General features: G+C 68.4%; 22 protein-coding genes. 15 read left to right on the top strand and 7 right to left on the bottom strand.

Annotated elements, in window-relative coordinates; all coding sequences use genetic code 11:
• Positions 1–4: 4 nt before the first annotated feature.
• The 5 genes from JGR78_RS11975 to JGR78_RS11995 all read right to left on the bottom strand — a co-directional run bounded on the left by JGR78_RS11975 (position 5) and on the right by JGR78_RS11995 (position 6,255).
• Positions 5–1,393: a cbb3-type cytochrome c oxidase subunit I gene (locus JGR78_RS11975; RefSeq protein WP_182792023.1), complete on the bottom strand. Its 1,389-nt coding sequence runs from the start codon at positions 1,391–1,393 to the stop codon at positions 5–7.
• A 16-nt stretch (positions 1,394–1,409) separates the two neighbouring features.
• The gene (locus JGR78_RS11980) at positions 1,410–1,862 is read right to left on the bottom strand and encodes a cytochrome c (protein WP_182792022.1); all 453 of its coding nucleotides are present in this window, start codon (positions 1,860–1,862) and stop codon (positions 1,410–1,412) included.
• A gap of 108 nt (positions 1,863–1,970) precedes the next feature.
• Positions 1,971–2,849, bottom strand: coding sequence for an FAD:protein FMN transferase (locus JGR78_RS11985; protein ID WP_182792021.1), 879 nt, complete (start codon positions 2,847–2,849; stop codon positions 1,971–1,973).
• Positions 2,849–4,051 (bottom strand): NnrS family protein, encoded by a 1,203-nt coding sequence (locus tag JGR78_RS11990; RefSeq protein ID WP_234450735.1) that lies wholly within the window; start codon positions 4,049–4,051, stop codon positions 2,849–2,851. The genes JGR78_RS11985 and JGR78_RS11990 overlap by 1 nt, the downstream gene beginning before the upstream one ends.
• A complete protein-coding gene (locus tag JGR78_RS11995; RefSeq protein ID WP_234450736.1) occupies positions 4,048–6,255 on the bottom strand; it encodes a NosR/NirI family protein in 2,208 nt (735 codons plus the stop codon). The genes JGR78_RS11990 and JGR78_RS11995 overlap by 4 nt, the downstream gene beginning before the upstream one ends.
• Positions 6,256–6,445: 190 nt before the next feature.
• Between JGR78_RS11995 and JGR78_RS12000 the strand changes: the two genes are divergently transcribed.
• From JGR78_RS12000 to JGR78_RS12045, 10 genes are all read left to right on the top strand, one after another.
• Positions 6,446–8,440 (top strand): nitrite reductase, encoded by a 1,995-nt coding sequence (locus JGR78_RS12000; RefSeq protein WP_304612830.1) that lies wholly within the window; start codon positions 6,446–6,448, stop codon positions 8,438–8,440.
• Between the two features lie 81 nt (positions 8,441–8,521).
• Positions 8,522–9,307, top strand: a complete 786-nt coding sequence (gene cobA / locus JGR78_RS12005; protein WP_182803861.1) for a uroporphyrinogen-III C-methyltransferase — start codon at positions 8,522–8,524, stop codon at positions 9,305–9,307.
• Positions 9,300–9,623, top strand: coding sequence for a cytochrome c (locus JGR78_RS12010; protein WP_182792018.1), 324 nt, complete (start codon positions 9,300–9,302; stop codon positions 9,621–9,623). The genes cobA and JGR78_RS12010 overlap by 8 nt, the downstream gene beginning before the upstream one ends.
• Positions 9,620–10,813: a cytochrome D1 domain-containing protein gene (locus tag JGR78_RS12015; protein ID WP_182792017.1), complete on the top strand. Its 1,194-nt coding sequence runs from the start codon at positions 9,620–9,622 to the stop codon at positions 10,811–10,813. The genes JGR78_RS12010 and JGR78_RS12015 overlap by 4 nt, the downstream gene beginning before the upstream one ends.
• A complete protein-coding gene (locus JGR78_RS12020; protein WP_182803863.1) occupies positions 10,810–11,790 on the top strand; it encodes an AsnC family transcriptional regulator in 981 nt (326 codons plus the stop codon). The genes JGR78_RS12015 and JGR78_RS12020 overlap by 4 nt, the downstream gene beginning before the upstream one ends.
• A complete protein-coding gene (locus JGR78_RS12025; protein WP_182792015.1) occupies positions 11,787–12,269 on the top strand; it encodes an Lrp/AsnC family transcriptional regulator in 483 nt (160 codons plus the stop codon). Before JGR78_RS12020 ends, JGR78_RS12025 begins: the two co-directional genes overlap by 4 nt.
• Complete coding sequence (locus tag JGR78_RS12030; protein ID WP_182792014.1) at positions 12,266–12,751, top strand: AsnC family transcriptional regulator; 486 nt, start codon at positions 12,266–12,268, stop codon at positions 12,749–12,751. Before JGR78_RS12025 ends, JGR78_RS12030 begins: the two co-directional genes overlap by 4 nt.
• 12 nt (positions 12,752–12,763) lie before the next feature.
• On the top strand, positions 12,764–13,987 hold the full coding sequence (nirJ, locus tag JGR78_RS12035) for a heme d1 biosynthesis radical SAM protein NirJ (RefSeq protein WP_182792013.1): 1,224 nt from the start codon (positions 12,764–12,766) through the stop codon (positions 13,985–13,987).
• A complete protein-coding gene (locus JGR78_RS12040) occupies positions 13,962–15,554 on the top strand; it encodes a nitrite reductase (RefSeq protein ID WP_182792012.1) in 1,593 nt (530 codons plus the stop codon). The genes nirJ and JGR78_RS12040 overlap by 26 nt, the downstream gene beginning before the upstream one ends.
• Positions 15,538–15,768, top strand: a complete 231-nt coding sequence (locus JGR78_RS12045) for a hypothetical protein (protein WP_234450737.1) — start codon at positions 15,538–15,540, stop codon at positions 15,766–15,768. Before JGR78_RS12040 ends, JGR78_RS12045 begins: the two co-directional genes overlap by 17 nt.
• Here the strand turns inward: JGR78_RS12045 and JGR78_RS12050 are convergent.
• On the bottom strand, positions 15,765–17,174 hold the full coding sequence (locus JGR78_RS12050; protein WP_182792010.1) for a coniferyl aldehyde dehydrogenase: 1,410 nt from the start codon (positions 17,172–17,174) through the stop codon (positions 15,765–15,767). The genes JGR78_RS12045 and JGR78_RS12050 overlap by 4 nt on opposite strands.
• On the bottom strand, positions 17,171–17,980 hold the full coding sequence (locus tag JGR78_RS12055) for an SDR family NAD(P)-dependent oxidoreductase (protein ID WP_182792009.1): 810 nt from the start codon (positions 17,978–17,980) through the stop codon (positions 17,171–17,173). The genes JGR78_RS12050 and JGR78_RS12055 overlap by 4 nt, the downstream gene beginning before the upstream one ends.
• A 182-nt stretch (positions 17,981–18,162) precedes the next feature.
• Here JGR78_RS12055 and JGR78_RS12060 point away from each other — a divergent pair, with 182 nt between their 5' ends.
• From JGR78_RS12060 to JGR78_RS12080, 5 genes are read left to right on the top strand one after another with little or no spacing between them, the layout of a single operon-like run.
• The gene (locus JGR78_RS12060) at positions 18,163–20,094 is read left to right on the top strand and encodes a TRAP transporter large permease subunit (protein WP_234450738.1); all 1,932 of its coding nucleotides are present in this window, start codon (positions 18,163–18,165) and stop codon (positions 20,092–20,094) included.
• A 27-nt stretch (positions 20,095–20,121) separates the two neighbouring features.
• Entirely contained in the window at positions 20,122–21,138 is a 1,017-nt protein-coding gene (locus JGR78_RS12065) for a TRAP transporter substrate-binding protein (RefSeq protein WP_182792008.1), read from the top strand.
• A 1-nt stretch (position 21,139) separates the two neighbouring features.
• On the top strand, positions 21,140–21,991 hold the full coding sequence (locus JGR78_RS12070; RefSeq protein ID WP_182803865.1) for an IclR family transcriptional regulator: 852 nt from the start codon (positions 21,140–21,142) through the stop codon (positions 21,989–21,991).
• Between the two features lie 3 nt (positions 21,992–21,994).
• The gene (locus JGR78_RS12075) at positions 21,995–23,164 is read left to right on the top strand and encodes an acetyl-CoA acetyltransferase (RefSeq protein ID WP_182803867.1); all 1,170 of its coding nucleotides are present in this window, start codon (positions 21,995–21,997) and stop codon (positions 23,162–23,164) included.
• The gene (locus JGR78_RS12080; protein WP_182803869.1) at positions 23,161–24,774 is read left to right on the top strand and encodes an acyl-CoA synthetase; all 1,614 of its coding nucleotides are present in this window, start codon (positions 23,161–23,163) and stop codon (positions 24,772–24,774) included. Before JGR78_RS12075 ends, JGR78_RS12080 begins: the two co-directional genes overlap by 4 nt.
• Positions 24,775–24,873 lie beyond the last annotated feature (99 nt).

The raw sequence follows: 24,873 nt of genomic DNA on the forward strand, positions 1-24,873 counted from the left end.
GCGCTCACTCCGCAGGCTCGAGATGAGCGTCCTTGTGGGCCTGCACCGGACCGGGCGTCACCACCTCGCGCCGCACGACGGCGATCGAGTAGATGAACAGCAGCGCCCCCAGCACCACGGCGATGCCCGAGCCGAAGCGCATCCAGTAGAAGATGCCCAACTGGTCCTGCACGTCCATGTAGGCCTCGCCGTTGACCCGCTGCAGGTGCGTCTGCACCGTGCCCGCAAAGGTCAGGGTGAAGGTCATGAACAGCATCCCGCCCGACATCAGCCAGAAGGACGCCATGTTCAGCACCTGGTTATAGGGATCGCGGTTGCGCATGATCGGCATGGCATAGGTCACGATCGCCAGCACCAGGCAGACATAGGCGCCGTAGAAGGCCAGGTGCCCGTGCGCCGCCGTGATCTGGGTGCCGTGGGTGTAGTAGTTCACCCCGTGCAGCGTATGCAGGAAGCCCCAGACGCCGGCGCCGAAGAAGGCCAGCACCGTGCAGCCCAGCGACCACAGCAGGGCCGCCTTGTTCGGGTGGTCGCGCCGCCCCTTCCAGACCATCACGAAGGCAAAGGCCATCATCGCGAAGAAGGGCACGATCTCGAAGGACGAGAAGATGGACCCGACCCACTGCCAGTAGGCCGGCAGGCCGATCCAGTAGTAATGGTGCCCGGTCCCGAGGATGCCCGAGAAGAGCGCGGTCGCGACGATGACATACAGCCACTTCTCGACCACCTCGCGGTCCACCCCCGTCAGCTTCAGCATCAGGAAGGCCAGGATCGCGGCCATGATCAGTTCCCAGACGCCTTCGACCCACAGATGGACGACATACCACCAGTACATCTTGTCCAGCACGATGTTGTGGGGGTTGTAGAAGGCGAACAGCCACAACAGCGCCAGCCCCCAGAGGCCCAGCAGCAGGACGTTGGAAATGGCGGTCTTGCGGCCCTGCAGCACCGTCATGGTGATGTTGTACAGAAACAGCAGCGCGGCGACGGTGATGCCGACCTTGACCCAGGTGGGCTGTTCCAGGAACTCGCGCCCCTGGGTGCCCAGGAAGTAGTTGCCCGAAAACCAGTTGAAGATATAGGTCAGGACCGCGCCCAGCGTGCCCACCACCATGATGACCAGTTGCAGCCAGGCGATGGCGGGCGAATGGATGTCGCGCTCGGCTTCCTCGGGAAGCAGGTAATAGGCCGAGCCAAAGAAGCCCAGCAGCAGCCACACGATCAGCGCGTTGGTGTGCAGCATGCGGATGATGTTGAAGGGCAGGATCTCGGCCAGCCAGTTCGGGTTGACGTAAACGTAGCCCATCATCAGCCCGAAGGTGACCTGCAGCGCGAAGAGCGCCATGGCCACACCGAAATAGGCGTAGGCGATTTTCTGAGTTGCGTATCTCATGGTGGTCCCTCTCGGCTCAGCCGGCGTCGTTCGGCGGCCAGTTCTGGGTGTTCACCGACCCCACGAACCGCAGGAAGTCGGAAAGCGCGCGATGCTCCTCGTCGGTGAGGTTGAAGTTCGGCATCTGCCGCCGTCCCTCGATTCCCGTCGGCATCGCCTCCATCCAGGCGGTCAGGGTTTCCGCCGCCGCGTCGGGGTCGTCCTGCACCCCCCAGCGGCGCATCACGTTGCCCAACTCGGGGGCGAAATAGGCGCCCTCGCCCAGCAGCGAATGGCAGTTCACGCAGCCCTTGTTTTCCCAGACGTGCTTTCCGGCAGCAACGCTTTCGGTCAGGGCAGTCCGGTCTGTCGAGACATTGAGGACATAGATATGGCTGTGGACGGACATCGCGCCGAATATCGCGATGAAGAACAATGACCCGCCATAGAAGACGTTACGGGCCATGCTCTTGGTCATAACGTCGCTCATGGCGGCGGTCCCTTCGAGCAGTTTACACAATCATACGGATAGCGATCATGAGGGACGGGGCCTTGCCCAAAGTCAACGCCCCGTGATCCTTCTGTTCCTCGGCTGAGGCTAAAGGGCCACCAGCGCCTCGATCCGTGCATTAGGGAAAGCCCCGAGCGCACGGTCGATCGCCGGGCGATCCATCAGGATCGCGGCGGTGGACAGCGCATCCGCCAGCGCCGCACTGTCCGCGCTGACCGAGGCGACTGCCCAGCGCGGCCCCTCGCCCCCCGGTCCCATGATATGCGGCCGGTCGCCATCGGGGCCGATTCGCGTGCCCATCGCCGCCGAGGTTGCCAGCGCCCGGCCCCGCAGGGCAAGCTCGCGCACCACGCGGCCATCGGGCGTCTCGATACGGGCGCGCCAGTCGCGGGGGCCAAGGCCGCGGACCTCGCCCGCGTCGATCAGCACATCGGTCAGGTGGTGGCGGGCGGCGACCTCGGCCAGCCTGTCGGCGGCGAACCCTTGGGCGATCCCGTTCAGCGTCAGCGCCATGCCGGGCCGGGTCAGCCGGATTTCACCGGGCGCAACCTGCAGGTCCCGCCAGCCGACAAGCGCCATGCCCGCATCCTCGTCCTGCCCCAGCCGTCGCGCCTGCCACAAGGGCTGCACGGTCGGATCGAAGACCCCTCCCGTCGCCTCATGCACGCGGCCTGCCAGATCCAGCAGGGCCAGCATGTCGTCCGAAGGGTGGCCCAGCCGCCCCAGCGCGTTCATCCGCACCAGCTCGGACCCGGCGAACAGCGAGAACTGCCGTTCGATGGCCCGCAGGCTGCGCTCGGCTTCCGCGAAGAAGGCGCGGGCGGCGGCGGCATCGCCACCCTCGACCGTCAGCGCGACATCCGCGCCCAGCGCCACCCCCTGCCAGCGATGCCGGGCCTGCGCTGCGGCAGGCAGCGCGATCGCGCAGGCCGACATGGCAAGAAAGCGGCGGCGCGGCAGCGTCATCACACGGCCCCCTTTGCGGGGCGCGAGGTGGTCCAGATCGGCCACAGCGCCACCAGGAAGAACGCGAATGCGATGATCCACAGCAGCCCCGCGCCCAAAGTCCCGAGGTCGTGGAACGCCCCCGGCCAGGTCGAGGCCGCCCAGCGCAGGCCCGCCGCCACCGGCATCAGCGCATAGCCAAGCGCGATGGTCGCGGGGGCGCGCAGAGGGCGACCGGAATGGCCGATGCTCGCCCGGCTCATCACTGCCAGCGTCATGCCGCCGATAGCGCCGATGCCGAGGATATGCAGCCCCGCGACCTCGGTTCCGAGGCCCAGCAATGCCAGTCCCCAGACGATAAGGCCTAGCGCCAGCATCCCGTAGCCCGCATGCAGCGCCCAGAGGATCGGCTCGCCCAGCGTGGCCCGCGTCCGCCATCCCGACAGGCGCAGCGCGGCGGCCACCCCCGCCCCAAGCGCGGCGAGGCCTGTCAGCACGGCAGGCGCGGCGACCAGCGCCAGAACGGCGGTCAGGATCGCCAGCGCGATCCCGGCCACGTCGAACCACTTGCGCGATACCGGCGGGGCGACGGCAGGGTCAGCGCGCAGCAGGGCGTTGCGGGTGAAGGCCGGGGTCACGCGGCCGCCGAGAATCGCGATCATGGCCGAAACCGTCAGCAGGCCACCGCGCATCCCCTGCCCCTCGGTCGCCGTCCAGCCCATCCAGTCCAGATGCACCAGAAGGTTGGAAACCCAGACCAGCGTCAGCAGGACGATGAACATCAGGTTCTGCGGCTTGGGCTTCTGCATCAGCATCGCCACCATCCGCGCGCCCAGCACCGGGATGAAGGCGAGATCGACCAGCGCCACCACGCCCGCGGGCAGCGCTCCCGAGAACCAGACAGCGACCCGGCCCGCCAACCACAGCCCGGCGACCAGCGCCACGAAGCGGTCCGAAGGCCCAGTCCCTCCGGTCCAGTTCGGCACGGCGGTCAGGAAGAACCCGCCCAGCGCGGCGGTGGCGAAGCCGAAGATCATCTCATGCGCGTGCCAGGCGACGGGTCCGGGGCCGAAGGGCAGGTCCGTCAGGCCGGCGGTCCAGCACAGCCAGACGGCGATCGCGGCCAGGGCGTAAAGCCCTGCGGCCATGAAGAAGACGCGCCAGCCGTCGCGGAAGATGACGGGAAGGGGCGCGGGCGAAGCGTGAGAGGCAGTCATGGTCATGGAGTCACCTTCTGGGACCGGAAGGCCGGCGGCTGCGCCGGCGAGGCCGCGCCTGCGTGGGCGCCTGCGGGCACCTGCGTCGGTTCAAGCGGTGGGGGAACGGCGGGCGACGCGGGCGCGGTCGGGATCGGGGGCGCGGTAAAGCCTCCCGGCCCGCGCGAGCGGCGCTTGAGGACGGGGCAGGTCGCCTCGTCGTTCATGATGGTCTGGCAGCGCAGGCACATCACGCATTCATTGGCGTTGATGCGTCCCAAGGGGTCGATGGCGCCGACCGGGCATTTGGTCTCGCACAGCCGGCACTCGCGCCCGCACTGGGGCCGGCGCTTGAGCCAGTCGAAGATCTTCAGCTTGGCCGGGATCGCCAGCCCCGCGCCGAGCGGGCAGAGATAGCGGCAGAAGAAACGCTCGATGAACAGCCCCGCCGCCAGCAGCGCCACGGCGAAGGCGACGAAGGGCCAGGGCCGCATGAAGCGCATCGAGATCGCGGTCTTGAAGGGCTCGACCTCGGCCAGGATCAGCGCCTGCTCCATCGAATAGAAGGACAGCGCCACGATCGCCACGAACAGCGAATACTTGATGACCCAGAGCCGTTCGTGCAGCGCCTGCGGCACGGCGACCTGCCTGACCCCCAGCTTCTGGGCGGCGGCGTTCGTCAGTTCCTGCAGCGCCCCGAAGGGACACAGCCAGCCGCAGAAGACGCCGCGGCCCCAGAACAGCATCCCCAGCGCGACGGCGGACCACAGCACGAAGATCAGCGGCGCGACAAGGAAGGTCTCCCACCGGAAACCCGACAGCAACGCGTGCAGGAAGGCCACCACCTGCACGACGGAAAGCTGCGCGCCAAGCCACCAGCCCAGCACCACCAGCGTGAGGGACAGATAGGCCAGCCGCACCTGCCGCCACAGGCCCGCGCGGCGGACCAGCCATTCCTGCGCGAAAAGGACCAGCCCCAGCACCCCCAGCATCGCGCCGACAACGGCGATCTGCGGCTGCTTCTGGATCCAGAACTGCTGCCACAGCGGCAGTTCCGGCGCGGGCGGGGCAGCACGGAAGGCCTGCGGCACCGACACCTCGACCGAGACGGGCAGGCTCAGGGTGCCGCCCTCCGCCGCCGGGCGGGTGTTGGTCACGGTGACGGTGAAGGGCTGCGTCAGGTCGATGCCGCCCTGTTCCGGGTCGGCGTTGATGCGGAACAGGCTGCGTTCGGTGAACCGAGGGACGCCCTCGGCGGCGATGCGGTTGATCTGGGCATAGGCGTCGGCGCTCGGGGTCAGGCTGACCGCCCCTTGGGTGACGGCGATCCGCTCGAAGTTGCCCGCCCGGCGCCAGCCGGTGCCGCGATGTCCACTGACCCCGCGCGAGAAGACCGCCAGCAGCGCCTCGCCCGGCGGCGCGGCGGCCGCGGCCTCGTTGAAGCGCTGCTGGCCAAGCAGGTTCCGCCCGACCGTGGGCGGGTCGATGATGCCGGACCAGAGGTCGAGAAACGGCCCGTCCGAGGGGGTCAGCGGCTGGCGGGCGCTGGCGAAGGCCTGCGCGGCGTCGGCCATGCTGACGTAGGCATGGCCCAGCGCACCCGTGTCCACGATCCCCTGCCAGTCCAGCGGCGTGTAGCTCACGCGGTCGATGACCCCGCCATCGTCCTGCGCGCCGGCAAGGATGCGGGCGCTGCGCAGCAGCCCGTCGCGGATCACCCCCGTGGTGACGGTGGCGCGCGAGATCACGTCCGGCATCTCCTGTCCGGCATCGGCGGGGGCGCGCATGTCAAGGTCGCGAAAGCTGCCCACATAGGCCGCGATGTCGGCGTCCGAGATGCCCAGCGTCAGCACGGGCTCCGCGTGGCGCATCAGTTCGGCGCCCGCGATGCGGCCGTCCGGCGCGACCGCCACCAGCACGTCCAGCGGCCGGCCCGAATAGCCGGTCGAGCCCGCAAGCTCCCATGTCGAGCCGATCAGGCCCAGGGTCCCCTCCTCTGCTTCGACCAGCCAGGCGGGAACCGGCGTTTCCTGCCGGGTCAGCCGGGGCGCCGTGCCGGGGGGTATCTGAAACAGGGTAGCGGCCAGTGCGGGCGTGGGTTCCGCCGGGGCAACCGCCTCGGCCTGCGCGGCCCGCCCGTATCCCGCGTCCTGCGCCGGCGCAGGGTCAGGCGCCAGGACGCACAGGGCGCCCAGCAGCAGGGCCGCGGCCAGAGAAATCATCCGGGTCATGCAATTGGGCAAAATCATCGACAATCCCGTCCGGCCCTTGCTAGCCTGGCGGTCGCGGCAAAGCGTCGCGCCGGGCCGCCAGGCGCCACATTCGCGCAGTTTCATTGCGCCGACCTTAACCGAAGTCAAAGACTTGTGATGCTCTGTCTCTAACGTCACCCGTGCCTCACCAGCAGAACGGAGAATTTTCATGAAGTTCCCAGCGCATACGGCCAGGACGTCGCTTCTGGCGTCTGCGGCACTGGCCCTGGTTTTCGGCGCGGGAATCGCGGCGGCCCAGACCGCCGACCCCGCGACCGCCGCACCGGCCGAAGCCACAGCCCCCGCCAATGACGCAGCCGCGCCGGCCGCGACCGCGGCAGACAGCGGAACGGCCCGCGATGCGGCAGGCACCGAGGCCGCCGCCGAACTGAACTCCGTCACCGGCCCCATCGCCGGCCCGGACACCACCGTCGAGGAACTGCCGCGCTCGGAAGGTGCCCAGTTGCCGACCGAGGAACAGAAGGTGCTGGAATCCGAGGTCGTCGACCATACCTCGAAGCCCCAGGATCAGTATGAACCGGCCCTGACCACGCTGGCGCAGGAACAGCTTCCCGTTCCCGGCGCCCCCGAGGGCATCCCGACGCTGACCCAGGCCCAGTTCGACGAGGCCAACACCATCTACTTCGAACGCTGCGCGGGCTGCCACGGCGTGCTGCGCAACGGCGCGACCGGCAAGGCGCTGACGCCCGACCTGACGCGCGAGCTGGGCTTCGACTACCTGCACAGCTTCATCGAATACGGCTCTCCGGCCGGGATGCCGAACTGGGGCACCTCGGGCGAGCTGTCGGCCGAGCAGGTGACGCTGATGGCGAACTACCTGCTGCTGGACCCGGCGGCGCCGCCCGAATGGGGCATGCCCGAGATGCGCAACACCTGGCAGGTCATCGTCCCGCCGGAACAGCGCCCGACCGAGAAGCAGAACGACTGGGACATCGAGAACCTGTTCTCGGTCACGCTGCGCGACGCGGGCCAGATCGCCCTGATCGACGGCTCGTCCTACGAGATCCGCAAGGTCATCGACACCGGCTACGCCGTCCACATCAGCCGGCTGTCGGCCTCGGGCCGCTACCTTCTGGTGATCGGCCGCGACGCCAAGGTCGACATGATCGACCTGTGGATGGAAGATCCCTCGATCGTCGCCACCATCAAGATCGGGATGGAGGCGCGTTCCGTCGAGACGTCGAAGATGGAGGGCTGGGAGGACAAGTATGCCATCGCCGGCGGTTACTGGCCGCCCCAGTATGTCATCATGGATGGCGCCACGCTGGAACCGCTGAAGATCGTCTCGACCCGCGGCAACATCTATGACGAGCAGACCTACCACCCGGAACCCCGGGTGGCCGCGATCCTGTCCTCGCACTACCGGCCCGAGTTCCTGGTCAACATCAAGGAAACCGGCAAGATCCAGCTGGTGGACTACACCGATCTGAAAAACCTGAAGATCACCGAGATCGAGACCGAGCGCTTCCTGCATGACGGCGGCCTTGACGCCTCCAAGCGCTACTTCATCACGGCGGCGAACGCCCGCGGCAAGCTGGTGGTCATCGACACCAAGGAAGGCAAGCTGGCGGCGATCACCGAAACCGGCGGCGAGACCCCGCATCCGGGCCGCGGCGCGAACTTTGTCCATCCGACCTACGGGCCGGTCTGGGCGACCTCGCACCTGGGCGACGAATCGGTGGCGCTGATCGGGACCGACCCGGAAGGCCGTGCCGACGAGGCGTGGAAGATCGTGGACAGCTTTCCGGCGCTGGGCGGCGGCTCGCTCTTCGTCAAGACGCATCCGAACTCGAAGTATCTCTATGTGGATGCGACGCTGAACCCGGATGCGGCGATCTCGGGCTCGGTCGCGGTCTTCGACATCACCCAGATGCCGGGCGACGGGTCTGACCCCGAGATCATCACCCTCAACATCGCGGAAATGGCCGAGATCACCGAAGGCCAGCCTCGCGTGGTGCAGGGCGAGTTCAACAAGGAAGGCACCGAAATCTGGTTCTCGGTCTGGAACGGCAAGGACCAGGAATCGGCCATCGTCGTGATCGACGACAAGACGCTGGAACTGAAGCACGTCATCAAGGATGAGCGTCTGGTCACGCCGACCGGCAAGTTCAACGTCTACAACACGCAGAACGACGTCTACTGATCGTCTGACCTGCAAAGGGGCGCGCAGTGCAACCTGCGCGCCCCACCTCTCCCCAGCACAAAGCCGCAAGGGAAAACGCATATGGCGGGCAAGGTCTTTCTCATCGGCGCAGGGCCGGGCGATCCCGAACTGCTGACGGTCCGCGCGATGCGCCTGCTGCAATCGGCCGAGGTCGTGGTCCACGACCGCCTCGTCAGCCCCGAGATCATGGCGCTGCTTCCTTCTTCCGCCCGCCGCATTTCCGTGGGCAAGTCCGCTGGCTTCCATTCCGTCCCGCAGGACCAGATCAACGAGCTTCTGGTCCGCCTTGCGCGCGAGGGCCACACCGTCCTGCGCCTGAAGGGCGGCGATCCCCTGATCTTCGGCCGAGGGTCGGAAGAGGCCGAGGAGCTGGCCGCCGCAGGCGTTGCCTATTCCTATGTCCCCGGCATCACCGCCGCCCAGGGCGCGGCCTCTTCGACCGGCGTGCCGCTGACCCATCGCGGGCTGGCCACCGGTGTGCGCTATGTCACCGGTCACCGTGCCCGCGACGAGGTGCTGGAGCTTGACTGGGAAAGCCTCGCCGATCCCGAAACCACGCTGGTCGTCTACATGGGCGCGGCGAACATGGCGGAAATCGCCGCCCGGCTGATCGCCGCGGGAATGCCCGTGGACCTGCCGGTACTGGCCGTGGCTCATGCCACGACGCCGCGCGAGGCGCGGATGCGGTCCAACCTGACCCAGATCGGCGCCGACCTTGCGCGCGCGCCGATGGAGGCGCCGGTCCTGTTCATGATCGGTCGCGTCGCCGGCCTTTACGACACCGCCGCCCTGCCCCTGCCGCGCGAGCTTCGCGGCACGCATCTGCGTGTGGTGGGGAATGGCTGACGCATGGCTGATCGGCGCGGTCATCGCGGCGGTGGCCTCAGCGGCGGTGGCGGCAACCGAGATCGCGCCCCCGCGGCAGGCCGAACTTGAACATATGGTGATCCAGGACTGCGGCTCTTGCCACGGCCTGACGCTGAAGGGAGGGTTGGGCAAGCCCATCACTCCCGCCGACCTGGCGGACCACGACCCCGAGGGACTGGCCGCGATCATCCTCGACGGCGTCCCCGGAACGGCGATGCCGCCCTGGCGTCCCCTCATCACCGAGGCCGAGGCGCTGTGGATCGCCGACTACCTGATGAAGGAGAAGACCGAATGATCCGCGCCTGCCTCGCCGCCCTCGCGCTGGCCCTGCCCATGGCAGCCAATGCTCAAGGTGCCGCAGAGTCCGCCGCCCTCGCTGGTCCCTCTGACGAACCGCGCGGAACGGGCGACCTTGGCGTGGTGATCGAGCGGGCGACGGGATCGGTCCTTGTCGTGGACCAGTCCGACCGGGCTGCCCTGTGCCGGGTCGAGGGGCTGGGGGATCTCTCGCACGCCTCGCTGACCTTCTCGCCCGACGAACGTTTCGCCTATGTCTTCGGCCGCGACGGCGGACTGTCCAAGGTGGATATCCTGACCTGCAGGCTGGAAAACCGCGTCGTGCAGGGCGGCAACGCGATCGGCGGCGCGATCTCGGACGACGGCAGGCTGGTCGCGGTGTCGAACTATGAACCCGGCGGGGTCAAGGTCTTCGACGCCGACACGCTGGAGCAAGTCGCAGACATCCCGATGGAGTCGAAGACGGTCGGGCTGGCCGATGCGCCCGGTTCCCGCTTCGTCGTGGCGACGTGGGACACGGGCGAGGTCTGGGTGCTGGATCACTCCGCCGACCCCGCGAACCCGCAGATCACCCGGATCGAGGGCGTGGGCGCGAACCCCTATGACGCGCTGATGACCTCGGACGGGCGGACCTACATCGTGGGGCTGTTCGGGGAAAAGGGCCTGACCACCATCGACCTGTGGGCCGACCCGCCCCAGCCGCGCCGCATCCTGCCCGATTACGGCAAGAACGAGCCCGACCTGCCCGTCTACAAGATGCCGCATCTGCAGGGCTGGACGCTTGCAGGGTCCACCTATGCCCTGCCCGCCGTGGGGCTGCACCAGGTGCTCTGGGCCGATGCCGAAAGCGGCGAGGAAACCGGCCGCACCGCCGTCGCGGGCCAGCCGATCTTCGTCACCGCCCGCCCCGACGGGCGCGAACTGTGGGTGAACTTCGCCATGCCCGACAACGGCACCGTGCAGGTGATCGACAGCATGACCCATGAGGTGAAAGAGACGCTGGAACCCGGAAACGGCATCCTGCACATGGAGTTCACGCCGCGCGGGCGAGAGGTTTGGCTCTCCGCCCGCGACGACAACAAGGTCGTGATCCACGACGCCCGCACCTACGAGAAGCTGGGCGAGATCGAGGCGCAGGCCCCTTCCGGCATCTTCTTCACTGCCCGCGCCCACAGGACCGGGCTATGACGGAACTTTCGCCCGACTGCCTCGACACCCGACTGCTGGACGAGTTTCAGCGCGATCTTCCCTTGGTCCCCCGACCCTTTGCGGCAATGGCCGATGCTTTGGGGACGACCGAGACGGACGTGCTGAACCGGCTGCAACGGCTGCAGGACTGCGGCCGGATCAGCCGCGTGGGCGCGACCTGCCGGCCGAACACGGCGGGCGCCTCGACGCTGGCGGCGCTGGCGATCCCCGAGGACCGCATCGAGGAGGTCGCGGCGGTGGTCAGCGCCGAGCCGGGCGTGAACCACTCCTACCTGCGCGAGGACCGTTGGAACCTGTGGTTCGTCGCCACCGCGCCCTCGGAACCTGAGCTTGCCGCCTCGCTGGCCCGGATCGAGACGGCCTCCGGCCTGCCGGTCCTGTCGCTGCCGCTGGTGCGGCCCTTCAACATCGATCTCGGCTTCCGCCTGCGCGGCCCGCGCCAGCCGCTGGGGCTGGACCGCGCCCCCGACATGGACGTGCTGCGCGAGGACGACCGCCCGCTGATGCAGGCGCTGTCCAATGGGCTGGACCTCGTCCCTATCCCCTTCGCCGTGCTGGCCGAACGGCTGGGTCGCGACGAGCCCGAGGTCATCGTCCGCATCAAGGCGTTGGCCGAGGCTCGCATCCTGACCCGAGTTGGCGTGATCGTGCGCCACCGGGCGCTGGGCTGGGCGGCGAATGCGATGGTGGTCTGGCAACTGCCCGAAGGTGCCATCGAAGCCGCAGGCCGGGCGCTGTCGCAGGTGCCGGGGGTGACGCTCTGCTACCAGCGCCGGCTTGTGCCGGGTGTCTGGGACTGGCCGCTGTTCTGCATGATCCATGCCCGCTCGCGCGAGGAAGCGATGGAGGTGCTGGACCGCGCCCGCGCCCTGCCGGAACTGGCCGGGTTGCCCCACAAGATCCTGTTCTCGACCCGCTGCTTCAAGCAGCGCGGCGCATTGATCGAGGCCGCATGACCCGACCCTCCCGCACCGTCCTGCCGCCCGAGGCGCTGGACCCGACCGACCGCACCATCCTGAACGCCCTGCAGGACGGCTTTCCCCTGACCCCCCGCCCCTATGACGACGCGGGCGCGGCACTTGGCATCACCGGCGAAAATCTGATCGCCCGCCTGACCCGGCTGCGGGACCTGGGCGCGATCACCCGATTCGGTCCCTTCTTCGACGCGGCCGCGATGGGCGGGGCCTTCTGCCTTTGCGCGATGGCCGTGCCCGCCGACCGCTTCGACGAGGTCCTGACCAAGGTCAATGCGCATCCCGAGGTCGCGCATAACTATGAGCGCACCCACGCGCTGAACATGTGGTTCGTGCTGGCGACCGATGTGCCCAAGGGGATCGAGCGGACGGCGCAGGCGATCGAGGACGAGACGGGGCTGAAGGTGATGCTGTTTCCCAAGCTGGAAGAATATTTCATCGGCTTCCGGGTGCAGGCATGACCCCGCTCGACGCCATCGACCGCCAACTCATCCGGGCGACGCAAGCCGGGCTGCCGCTGGTGGCCGAGCCTTACGCCGCGGTCGCGGAAGCCGTGGGGCTGACCGAGACCGAGGTGATCGCCCTCCTGTCCGCGATGCAGGACCGGGGCATCATCCGCCGCATCGCTGTCGCCCCGAACCATTATGCGCTGGGCATGACCGCCAACGGGATGAGCGTCTGGGACGTGGCCGACGACCGCATCAGCGAACTCGGCGCCCGGATCGGGGCGTTGCCTTTCGTCACTCATTGCTACCAGCGCCCCCGCGCCCTGCCAGACTGGCCCTACAACCTGTTCGCCATGCTACACGGCAGCAGCCGCGAGGAAGTCGAGGCCAAGCGCGGCGAAGTGTCCGCCATCCTTGGTGACACTTGCCGGGGCCACGATATCCTCTATTCGACCCGCATCCTGAAGAAGACCGGGCTGCGCCTGCGCGATGAATGAAAGGGGCCGCCCATGTTCCGCCTGACCCAGTATATGCACCAGCTTGTCGAGCCGTCCCCTGTCCGGCGTCGCGGCACGCCCGGATCGGTCAAGCCGGTGGTGATCTGGAACCTGACCCGGACCTGCAACCTCAAGTGCCGGCATTGCTATACCGTGTCCTCGGACCACGTCTTTCCGGGCGAGCTGACCCATGAGCAGGCGCTGGGCGTGCTGGACGACCTGTCGGCCTTCCGCATCCCCGCCCTGATCCTGTCGGGCGGCGAGCCGCTCAGCCGCTTCGACTTCTGGGAACTGGCCGAACGGGCGCGTGAGTTGGACTTCCGCCACCTGTCGCTGTCCACCAACGGCACGAAGCTGGGAGAGCCGGACGTGGCCGACCGCGTGGCGGCGCTGGGCTTCGACTACGTGGGGATCAGCCTCGACGGGATCGGGGCCACGAACGACTGGTTCCGGGGCGTCGAGGGCGCCTTCGCCAATGCCTTGGCGGGCGTGCGCGCCTGCAAGGCGAGGGGCGTCAAGGTCGGGCTGCGCTTCACCATCACCAAGGACAACGGCGACCAGTTGCCGCAGATGCTCGACCTGTGCGAATCCGAAGGCGTGGACAAGTTCTACCTGTCGCACCTCGTCTATGCCGGCCGCGGCGACAAGCACCGGGGCGAGGATCAGGAACACGCCCATACCCGCCGCGCGATGGACCTGCTGATCGAGCACGGCTGGGACGCGGTGTCCAATGGCCGCCCGCTGGAGATCGTGACGGGCAACAACGACGCCGACGCCGTGTGGTTCATGCGCTGGGCCGAACGCAACTTCGATGCCGCCACTGTGGCCCATGTCCGCGAGCATCTGGTGGCTTGGGGCGGGAACTCCTCGGGGCTGGGCGTCGCCAACATCGACCCACAGGGCAAGGTCCATCCCGACACCTACTGGTCGGACTACACGATCGGCTCGGTCAAGGAAAAGCCGTTCACCGAATGGTGGACGGGGGACGATCCGATGCTGGCCACGCTGCGGACCCGCCCGCGCCCGCTGAAGGGGCGCTGCGGCGCCTGCGCCTTCAAGGACGTCTGCGGCGGCAACACCCGCATCCGCGCCCTGCAACTGACCGGCGACCCCTGGGCCGAGGACCCGGCCTGCTACATGTCCAATGCCGAGATCGGGGTCGAGGACGACCTCGAACGGCTGACCGTGACGCCCTTCCGTGGAAAAAGCCATGACCCCGCGCATCGTTTCTTCTGAAAGACGCCTCCGGCGGGGATATTTGGGGCCGAAAGACATCCTCTGTGCAGCAGCCTTGGCGCTGGCCCCGCTGGCGGCCTGGGCCGATGCGGCGGCGGATTATGCCGAGCATTGCGCGTCCTGCCATGCCGAGAACCGGCTGGGCGGCACCGGCCCCGCGCTGATCCCCGACACGCTGAAGCGCGTGCGCGGCATTGACGAGGTGATCGCCCACGGTCGCCCCTCGACCCAGATGGAGGGCTTCGCCGACGAGCTGTCGCCCGAGCGCATCGCCGCGCTGGTCGAGTTCATCAAGTCCCCTCTGGCCGAAACCCCAAGCTGGACCGTCGCCGACATCGAGGCGAGCCGCGAGATGGCCTCGGACTACACCCCCGCCGAGAAGCCGGTCTTCACCGCCGATCCCATGAACATCACGCTGGTAGTCGAGACGGGGGACCATCACGTCAGCGTGCTGGACGGCGACACCTTTGACGTGCTGGACCGCTTCGGCACGCCCTATGCGGTGCATGGGGGACCGAAGTTCTCGCCCGACGGGCGCTATGTCTTTGTCATGTCGCGCGACGGCTGGGTCGAGAAATACGACATCTGGTCGCTGAAAGAGGTGGGCCGCGTCCGCGCGGGCCTGAACAGCCGCAACATCGCCATGAGCCATGACGGCCAGTGGCTCGCCGTCGCCAACTACCTGCCGCAGACACTGACGATCCTGTCTACCGAGACGCTGGAACCGGTGCGCGTGATCGATGTGGCGGCCCGCGACGGCACCCCCAGCCGGGTCAGCGCGGTCTATCAGGCGCCCGAACGGAAAAGCTTCATCCTTGCGCTGAAGGACGCGCCCGAGATCTGGGAGGTGGCAACCGACCCCGAGGCCGGACCCTATTACGACGGCTATGTGCATACCTACGAAAAGGACGCGATCGAGGCCTTCGGCGCGCAGGAGGGGCTGTTCGCCCGCCGCCGCATCCGCACGGAGGAGCCGCTGGACGATTTCTTCTTCGACCCCGGCTACAAGAACCTGATCGGCACCAACCGCGAGGGCACCAAGGGCGTGGTCATCAACCTGACCAGCGGCGGCAAGGTGGCCGAATTGCCGCTGCCGGGGATGCCGCATCTGGGATCGGGCATCACCTGGGACCGCGAGGGCCACAAGGTCATGGCCACGCCGCACCTGAACGAAGGCGTCTTGTCGGTGATCGACATGACCGACTGGACGCTGGTGAAGCAGATCGAGACCAACGGCCCCGGCTTCTTCCTGCGCAGCCACGAGACCTCGCCTTACGTCTGGGCGGACGTGTTCTTCGGTCCCCACAAGGACGAGGTCCATATCATCGACAAAGAGACGCTGGAAATCGTCAAGACCGTGAACCCCGCCCCCGGCAAGACCGTGGCGCATACCGAGTTCACGAAGGATGGCAAATACGCGCTGGTCTCGATCTGGGAGGATGACGGGGCGGTCGTCGTCTATGATGCCAAGACGCTGGAGGAGGTGCGGCGGCTGCCGATGCGCAAGCCCTCGGGGAAATACAATGTCTGGAACAAGATCACCTTCTCGGATGGAACCAGCCACTAAAAGGAACCTGCTGCGGCTGGGGCTGATCCTGTCGCCCTTCGTCTGGGGTGCGGTGGCGATCAACCTGTTCATGCTGGGGCTGATCGCGGCCTCGGTCGGCTGGCCGAACCTCTCGCCCATCGCCACGCTGATCGTCGCGGTGCCGCTGGCGGTGCCTGCCACCTGGCTCGCCACCCGCTGGGTCGGCGGGCTGCTGGACGAGGCGGAACGCTAGCGAGAGGCGCCGCGCCGCGCGATTGCCAGCATCGCCCCGATCAGCCGCCTGCGCGCGGCCCAGGGCGGACGGGCCAGCGCCGTCCCCGCCCATCGCGCCTGCGCCATCACCGGACGATTCTTGGAAAAGCGCGCGAAGCCATCAAAGCCGTGATAGGCGCCCATGCCGCTGTCCCCCACGCCGCCGAAGGGCAGGTTCTGCTGGCCCACGTGGAACATGCAGTCGTTCAGGGTGACGCCGCCCGACATGCTGCGGGCCAGCACCAGATCCTGCCTGGCGCGGTCGTCGTCGAAATAGTAGAGCGCCAGAGGCCTTGGGCGGGCGTTCACATGGTCCAGCGCCTCCTCCAGTGTGGCCGCAGGGATGACCGGCAGGACGGGGCCGAAGATTTCCTCGCGCATCAGGCCGATGTTCTCGGGCGCGTCGAAGACCAGCGTGGGCGGCATGATGCGGCCGTTCGCGCCGGGCGGCACGGGGGCCAGTTCCACCACCCGCGCTCCGCCTTCCCGCGCCTCGGCAACAAGGCCCTGCAGCCGCGCCAGGTGCCGGTCCGAGATGATCCGCGCGTAATCGCCGTTCAGTCCGTTGGGGAACATGGCGGTGACGGCGCGGCGGGCCTGCGCCTCGAACTCGGCCATACGGGCGGGCGGGACCAGCGCATGATCCGGCGCAACGCAGGTCTGTCCCGCGTTCAGCAGCTTGCCCGCCATCAGGCGCGGCACCGCGCGGCTCAGATCGGCGCTGTCGTGCAGGATCGCGGGCGACTTGCCGCCCAGTTCCAGCGTGACCGGGGTCAGGTTGTCGGCCGCGGCCTGCATCACCTCGCGCCCTACGCGGGTCGAACCGGTGAAGACGAGGTGATCCAGCGGCAGCCGCGTCATGGCCTGCGCCAGACCGGCATCCCCCGTGACGACTGCCACCTGCTCGGGCGGAAAGGCATCGGCCACCAACGCCGCTAGTGCCTCGGCCGCGCGGGGGGCGATTTCCGAGGGCTTGACCAGCACCCGGTTTCCCGCGGCGATCGCGTCTACCGCCGGCCCGAGCGTCAGCAGCACAGGATAGTTCCAGGCCCCGATCACACCCACCACCCCAAGCGGCTGGTATTCGTGGAAGGCCCGCGCCGGCCACAGGAAGCGCGAGCCCGGAACCCGCCTGCGCCGCATCCAGCCGCGCAGGTGGCGGCGGGCGTGGGCGATCGCGTCGTAAAGCGGCAGCAGTTCCAGCAGCCGCGTTTCCGCCGCCGGGCGGCCGCCGAAATCCGCATCCACCGCCGCGATCAGCGCCGGTTCATGCGCGCGGACTGCCGAGGCCAGCCGAGCCAAAGCCTGCCGTCGCGTATTCAGGTTGGGGCGCGGGTCGGCGGCGAAGCCGGCGCGCTGGCGTTCGAAGATCTCGGTCAGGGTCATTCGCGCCCCCGGAAGCGGTCCATCGAGCCGTAGATGCCGAAGAGCCGTCCAGCCAGCGCGTCAAAGGCGCGCACCGGCATGATCCCCTTGAGGAAGGGCAGAAAGTTCACCAGCCCCGGCAACCGCAGGAAGATCCGGTCGCGGCGGATGGCGCGGAGGATGGCGTCGGCCACGGCCTCGGGGCGCAGGACGGGGATCAGGCGCAGCTTCGCGCCCGCGAACATCCCGGTGTCGATGTAGGTGGGGGTGACGGTGGTCACGCGGACCCCGGTCCGGCCTGCCTGCATTTCCAGCCGCAGCGAATCCGACCAGCCGATCAGCGCCCATTTGCTGGCGCAATAGACTGACATGTTCGGGTTCGACAGCATCCCCGCGGCCGAGGCGATGTTGACGATGTGTCCCCGCCCTCGCGCGACCATCCCGGGCAGGAAGGCTCGGGCGACCAGCATCGGCGCGATGGCGTTGACCTCCATCGTGCGGCGGATGTCGGCCTCCGTATGGACGGCGAAGGGCTTGCCCAAGACGATGCCTGCGTTGTTCAGCAGGATGTCAGGGGCAAGGCCCTGCGCCTCGGCCTCGGCCACTGCCGCTGCAATCTCATCCGGCCGGGACAGGTCCAGGCGGGTGCCTGTGACGTCGAGCCCTTCGGCGTGGAACCCGGCCACGGCGCGGTCCAGCGCCGCCGCGTCGATGTCCCACAAGGCCACCCGCGCCGCGCCCGCAGCGAACATCCGCCGCGTGACCAGAAGCCCAATCCCCGATGCGCCCCCTGTCACCAGCGCCGTGGCGCTCTTGATCTCGGTCATCCTCAGCCCCTTGTCCCGCCGTCCCCGATTATACGCAGGGGCGGAGGTGGCGGGAGAGGACGTGGCGTCAGCGCCAAGGCGCGCAAAGATCGCCAAGCCTGTTTCATATGGCGGACCTTTCACGATCGGACAGATTGCCGGTTGCGATGAAACCCAAGGGTCGTATTCATAGGCGCGCGCGAATGAAACGACAGGCGGCACTCCGCCATTCGGAACGCGGTCAGGACGGAGGAGACGGGATGGAGCTGGCCGAACAGCCCGGCGCCGAGGTGGCTCTTGGCGGCATCGAGACGTTGGCCGCGCCGAAGAAGGCCGAACCCTGGATGCGTCCGGTCGAGCTTGCCGCCGCCGCCCTTCTGGCGGTGATGATGGTCACGGTGCTGGCCAATGTCGTCTTCCGCTATGTCCTGCACCATCCGCTGATCTGGGGGGACGAACTCGCCTCGCTGGCCTTCATCTGGATGGCGATGCTGGGCGCGGCCATCGCCGTGGACCGGCACGAGCATCTGCGGCTGACCATCTTCCTGCCGATGATCCCCCGGCGCATCCGGTCCTGGGTCGAGGTCGCGGGGCTGGTCGTCACCTGCATCCTGCTGCTGCGGCTGCTGCCCGAGGCGGTCAGCTATGCCTATGAAGAATCCTTCGTCACCTCGCCCGCGCTGGGGCTGCCGATGTCGTGGCGGGCCTCGGCCCTGCCTGCGGGCATCGGGCTGATGGCGCTGCTGATGGTCCTTGCCACGGTCCGCACCCGGAACTGGGGCGCGATCACATCCTCGCTGCTGCTGGTCGGGGCCATCGTCGGGCTGCTGTGGGTCGCCCGGCCGAGCCTTGCCGCCATCGGCAACTGGAACCTGCCGATCTTCCTCGGGCTGGTCGTCGCGGCGCTGCTGGCGATCGGGGTGCCCATCGCCTTCTGCTTCGCCACGGGCACGCTCGCCTACCTGACATTCGCCAGCCATGCGCCGGTCTTCGTGATGATGGGCCGGATCGACGAAGGAATGTCCTCGCTGATTCTTTTGTCGGTGCCGATCTTCGTGCTGCTGGGCTGCATCCTCGATGAAACCGGGATGGGGCGGGCCATCGTGAACTTCCTCGCCTCGCTTCTGGGCCATGTGAAGGCGGGGATGAGCTATGTGCTGCTCGGCTCGATGTTCCTTGTTTCGGGGATTTCCGGGTCCAAGGTGTCGGACATGGCGACCGTCGCCCCGGCGCTGTTCCCGGAAATGCGCCGCCGCGGCCATTCGCCGGCCGAGATGACGGCGCTGCTGGCCACGGGTGCCGCGATGGCCGACACGGTGCCTCCGTCCATCGTGCTGATCGTGCTGGGGTCGGCCGCCGGAGTCTCGATCGCCGGGCTGTTCAAGGCGGGCTTCGTCATCGCCATGGTGCTGCTGCTGGTCCTCGCGCTGCTGGCCCGCTGGAAGGCGCGGGACGAGGACATGGCCGGCGTCCGCCGCGCCCGTCCCGGCATCATCGGCCGCACCCTGCTGATCGCGGCCCCGGCACTGGTGCTGCCCTTCCTGATCCGCAGCCTCGTCGGTGGCGGCATCGCCACCGCGACCGAGGTTTCGGCCATCGCCGTGGTCTATGCCTTCCTGATCGGCGTCGTCCTTTACGGCGGCATCCCGCGCCGACGGATCGTGCCGATGCTGGTCGAAACCGTCGCCATGTCGGGCGCGATCCTGCTGATCCTCGGCACCGCCTCGGCCATGTCCTGGGCGCTGACGCAGTCGGGCTTTGCCCGCGACCTCACCGCCATGATGACCGGCCTGCCGGGGGGCGCGGTGATCTTCATGCTGGCGTCCATCGTGATCTTCCTGATCCTCGGCTGCGTGCTGGAAGGGCTGCCCGCCATCGTGCTGCTGGCGCCGATCATGTTTCCCTTAGCCCGCACCTTGGGCATCCACGACATCCATTATTCGATGGTGATCGTGACCGCGATGAACATCGGCCTGATGGCCCCGCCCATCGGGATCGGCTTCTACATCGCCTGCAAGATCGCGGGCGTCTCGCCCGACGCCGTGATGGGCCGCATCTGGCCCTATCTCGTGGCGCTGCTGGTGGGCCTTGGCGTCATCGCCGCCGTGCCCGCGATTTCCACCGCCTTCATCTGAAGCTGATCTCTGGGAGGAGACAAACCCGTGAAAACCAACCGCCGCACCCTGCTGATGGGGGCTGCAGCCCTCGGCCTTGCCGCGCCCTTCGTCCGGCCCGGTGCCGCTCGGGCTGCCGAGTTCACCTACAAGCTGGCCAACAACCAGCCGATGACCCACCCGACCAACGTCCGCGCGGCCGAGGCCGTGGCGAGGATCCTGGAGGAATCAAGCGGTCGCGTGGACATCCAGGTCTTCCCCTCGAACCAGCTTGGCGCGGACACCGACGTGCTGGGGCAGTTGCGCTCGGGCGGGGTCGAGTTCTTCCTGCTCTCGCCCCTGATCCTCTCCACCCTGATCCCGAACGCCGCCATCAGCGGCATCGGCTTTGCCTTCCCGAACTACGATGCCGTCTGGGCCGCCATGGACGGCGAGCTTGGCGCCTATGCCCGCGCCCAGATCGAGGCGGGCGGGCTGATCGTGCAGGAGAAGATCTGGGACAACGGCTTCCGCCAGACCACCTCCTCGCGCGGGCCGATCACGACGCCCGCCGATTTCGAGGGGATGAAGATCCGGGTGCCCGTCTCGCCGCTCTGGACCTCAATGTTCACGGCTTTCGGGGCGGCGCCGGCATCCATCAACTTCGCTGAAACCTATTCGGCGCTGCAGACGGGGATCGTGGACGGGCAGGAAAACCCGCTGGCGATCATCTCGACCTCGAAGCTGAACGAGGTGCAGGATTACTGTTCCATGACCAACCACATGTGGGACGGCTTCTGGATGCTGGGCAACCGCCGCGCCTGGTCCGCGCTGCCCGAGGACCTGCAGGCGATCGTGTCGAGGAACCTCAACGACGCGGGCATGGCGCAGCGGCAGGACGTGATGGCACTGAACCAGTCCTTGCGCGATGACCTGGAAGCCACGGGCATGACCTTCAACGACGTCGATCCCGCGCCCTTCGAGCAGAAGCTGCGCGAGGCCGGCTTCTACGCCGAATGGAAGGGCAAGTTCGGCGACGAGGCCTGGGCGATCCTGGAACGCTCGGTCGGAAGGCCGCTGGCCTGACATGGTGGCGCAGGCGCCACTTTCCGCAGCCTCCCCCGCCCTTCCGGGCGGGGCGCAGGCCGTGGACCGGGCGCTTGCGCTGCTGGCCGCCGTGGGCCGCGCCCCGTCCGAGGGCGTGCCCCTGTCGGAGCTGGCGCAGGCGGCGGGGGTGGCCAAGCCCACGGCCCGGCGGCTGCTGATCTCGCTGATGGGCGCTGATCTGGTAGAACAGGACGCGGGCACGCGGGCCTATCATCTGGGTGCGGGCGCGTTCCTTCTGGGCCTACACGCGGGTCGGCGGCACGACATGACCGAACAGGCCGCCGATTGCGTAGCCCGCCTTGCGCGGGACAGCGGCGACAGCGCCTTTCTGCTGGTGCCGCAGGGCGACGAGGTCCTTTGCCTGATGCGCGAGGAAGGAGCCTATCCGATCCGCACCCATGCCCTGCTGGCGGGCGACCGGAATCCGGCGGGCGTGGGCGCGGGCGGGCTCGCCCTGCTGGCCGCCCTGCCGCCCGAGGAAGCGGTGGCCACACTGGACCGCATCGTCCCCGCGACCGCCGCCCGGATGGGCGAGGCCGCAAGGCATCTGCCCGCCGATGTGGCGCTGGCGCGGGAACGGGGCTTTGCGCTGAACCCCGGCCGGGTCGTGCCGGGAAGCTGGGGCGTGGCTGTCCCGGTCCTGTGGCCCGACGGCCGCCCCGCCGCCGCGCTGACCATCGCCGCCGTCGAGTCCCGCATGGGCGCGGCGCGGCAACCGGAACTCGTCCGCCTGCTGCGGACCGAGACCGCGCTGATCGAGGCGCGGCTGGCCCGCCCCCTCACCCCCGGCGCGAACCCTGCGCCGCCGCCACTACGCACCGCGAGAGGATAGACCATGACCGAGCCGCTGATCGTGGGCTGGGCCCATACCCGCTTCGGCAAGTCCGAGGCCCCCGACACCACCGCCCTGATGGCCGAGGTCGCGGGCCCCGCGCTCGCCCATGCCGGCGTGACGGCCCACCAGCTGGACGGCATCTTCGTCGGCGTCTGGAACAACGGCTTCTCGCGACAGGATTTTCAGGGCGCGCTGGTGGCGATGGGCACGCCGGAACTGGCGGGCGTGCCCTTCATGCGGACGGAAAACGCCTGCGCCACCGGCTCGGCGGCGCTTTACGCCGCAGCGGACTTCATCGCCTCGGGGCGGGGGCGGATCGCGCTGGTGATCGGGGCCGAGAAGATGACCGCGACCCCGGTGTCCGAGGTCGGTGACATCCTGCTGGCGGCCAGCTACGTCCCCGAGGAGGCGGATGTCGAAGGCGGCTTCGCGGGCGTCTTCGGCCAGATCGCCAACACCTATTTCCAGCGCCATGGCGACCGGTCCGAGGAACTGGCGATGATCGCCGCCAAGAACCACGAGAACGGCACCCGCAACCCTTTTGCCCATATGCAGAAGGATTTTTCCGTCGAGTTCTGCAACACGCCTTCGGACAAGAACCCCCGGGTGGCGGGGCCGCTGCGGCGCACGGATTGCTCGCTGATCTCGGACGGCGCGGCGGCCATCGTGCTGGCGGATGCCGAGATGGCCGAGACCCTGTCCCGCGCCATCCGTTTCCGCGCGCGCGCGCAGGCGGGCGACGTGCTGGCGCTGTCGCGCCGCGATCCCATCGCCTTCGAGGGCGCGCACCGCGCCTGGGCGCAGGCGCTGGATCAGGCGGGGGTCGGCATCATGGACCTCGACCTCGTGGAAACCCACGACTGCTTCACCATCGCCGAGATGATCGAATACGAGGCGATGGGCCTCGCCAAGCCCGGCGAGGGCTGGAAGGTCGTCCTCGACGGCACCACCCGAATGGGCGGCGCGCTGCCGGTGAACCCTTCGGGCGGGCTCAAGTCGCGCGGCCATCCCATCGGGGCCACGGGCGTTTCGCAGCACGTCATGGCCTGCCTGCAACTGACGGGGGAAGCGGGCGGGATGCAGGTGCCGGGCGCCAAGCTCGCCGGAGTCTTCAACATGGGGGGTGCGGCGGTCGCCAACTACTGCTCGATCCTCGAAAGGGTGAAATGAACGACGCGACCCTGCCCGGAGCCGCTGCGGCGACCGCCCTGCCGATGTCCACGCGGGTGATGAACCTCGCGGGCTTCCTCACCCAGTCCGCCCGCCGTCTGCCCGACGAGATCGCGCTGGTCATGGGCGAGCGCCGCTGGACCTGGGCCGAGTTCGAGGCCCGCACCGACGCGCTGGCCGCCGCGTTGCAGGACCGGCTAGGGCTGAAGAAAGGCGACCGCGTCCTTTGCCAGTCGCAGAACTGCCCCGAGATGATGCAGGCCATGTTCGCCGTCTGGCGCGCGGGCGGCGTCTGGGTGCCCGCGAACTTCCGCCAGACGCCCGACGAGGTGGCGTATCAGGTGCAGGCCTCGGGCGCGACCGGGCTGATCTGCAACGCCGCCTTTCCCGACCACGCGGCGGCCTGCGGCGATCTGGGCTTCAAGCTGACGATCGGCGGCGCGGCTTTCGGCACCTCGCTGGAGGCGCTGACCGAGGACTACATGGGCCAGCGCCCGCAGGTGGCGGTGGTGGACCGCGACGATCCCTGCTGGTTCTTCTTCACCTCGGGCACCACGGGGCGACCCAAGGCATCCGTCCTGACCCACGGGCAGATGGCTTTTGTCGTCACGAACCACCTTGCGGACCTGATGCCGGGGCTGACGCCCGAGGATGCCTCGCTGGTGGTGGCGCCGCTGTCGCATGGCGCGGGCGTCCACCAGCTGACGCAGGTCGCGCGCGGGGTGAAGACGGTGCTGATGCCGTCCGAGAGGTTCGACGTGGACACCGTCTGCGCGCTGATCGCGGAATGGCGCGTCTCGACCATCTTCACCGTGCCGACGATCCTCAAGCTGATCGTCGAGCATCCGGCGACGGCGCAGGCCGACCTGTCCTCGCTGCGCTATGTCATCTACGAGGGCGCGCCGATGTATCGCGAGGACCAGAAGCGCGCGCTGGAGGTGCTAGGCCCCGTGCTGGTCCAGTATTTCGGGCTGGGCGAGGTCACGGGCGCGATCACCGTCCTGCCGACGTATCTGCACAGCGCAACCGACGACGGCCTGACCGGCACCTGCGGCTTTGCCCGCACGGGAGTCGAGGTGCAGGTGCAGGACGACCATGGCAATGAACTCGCGCCCGGGGAGACCGGCGAGCTTTGCGTGATCGGCCCCGCCGTCTTTGCGGGCTACTGGAATAACCCCAAGGCCAACGCGGAATCCTTCCGCAACGGCTGGTTCCGAACCGGCGATCTGGGCCACATGGACGAGCGCGGCTTCTTCTACATCACCGGGCGGCAGTCGGACATGTTCATCTCGGGCGGCTCGAACGTCTATCCGCGCGAGGTCGAGGAGAAGATCCTGACCCATCCCGCCATCAGCGAGGTCGCCGTGCTGGGGATGCCCGACCCCCTCTGGGGCGAGGTCGGCTGGGCCGTCTGCGTCCCGCGCGAGGGCGCACAGGTCACGCCCGAGGAACTGGCCGCGCATCTGAACGGCAAGCTGTCCCGCTACAAGATGCCGCGTCGCTTTGTGATGTGGGAGGCGCTGCCGAAGTCGGCTTACGGCAAGATCACCAAGAAGATGATCCGCGAGGAACTGGAGCGGCAAGGGCTGACCGGGGAAGCATCGGCATGACGTCGGATGCTGCGACCGGGGCGCTGCCTCCCTCGGGCTCCACCTCTGACTCGCCGGAAACGGTCCACCGGATCGTTTCCCGGGCGCTCGCCAGTCCGG

This window comes from Paracoccus sp. MC1862, from assembly GCF_016617715.1.
Taxonomy (GTDB): domain Bacteria; phylum Pseudomonadota; class Alphaproteobacteria; order Rhodobacterales; family Rhodobacteraceae; genus Paracoccus.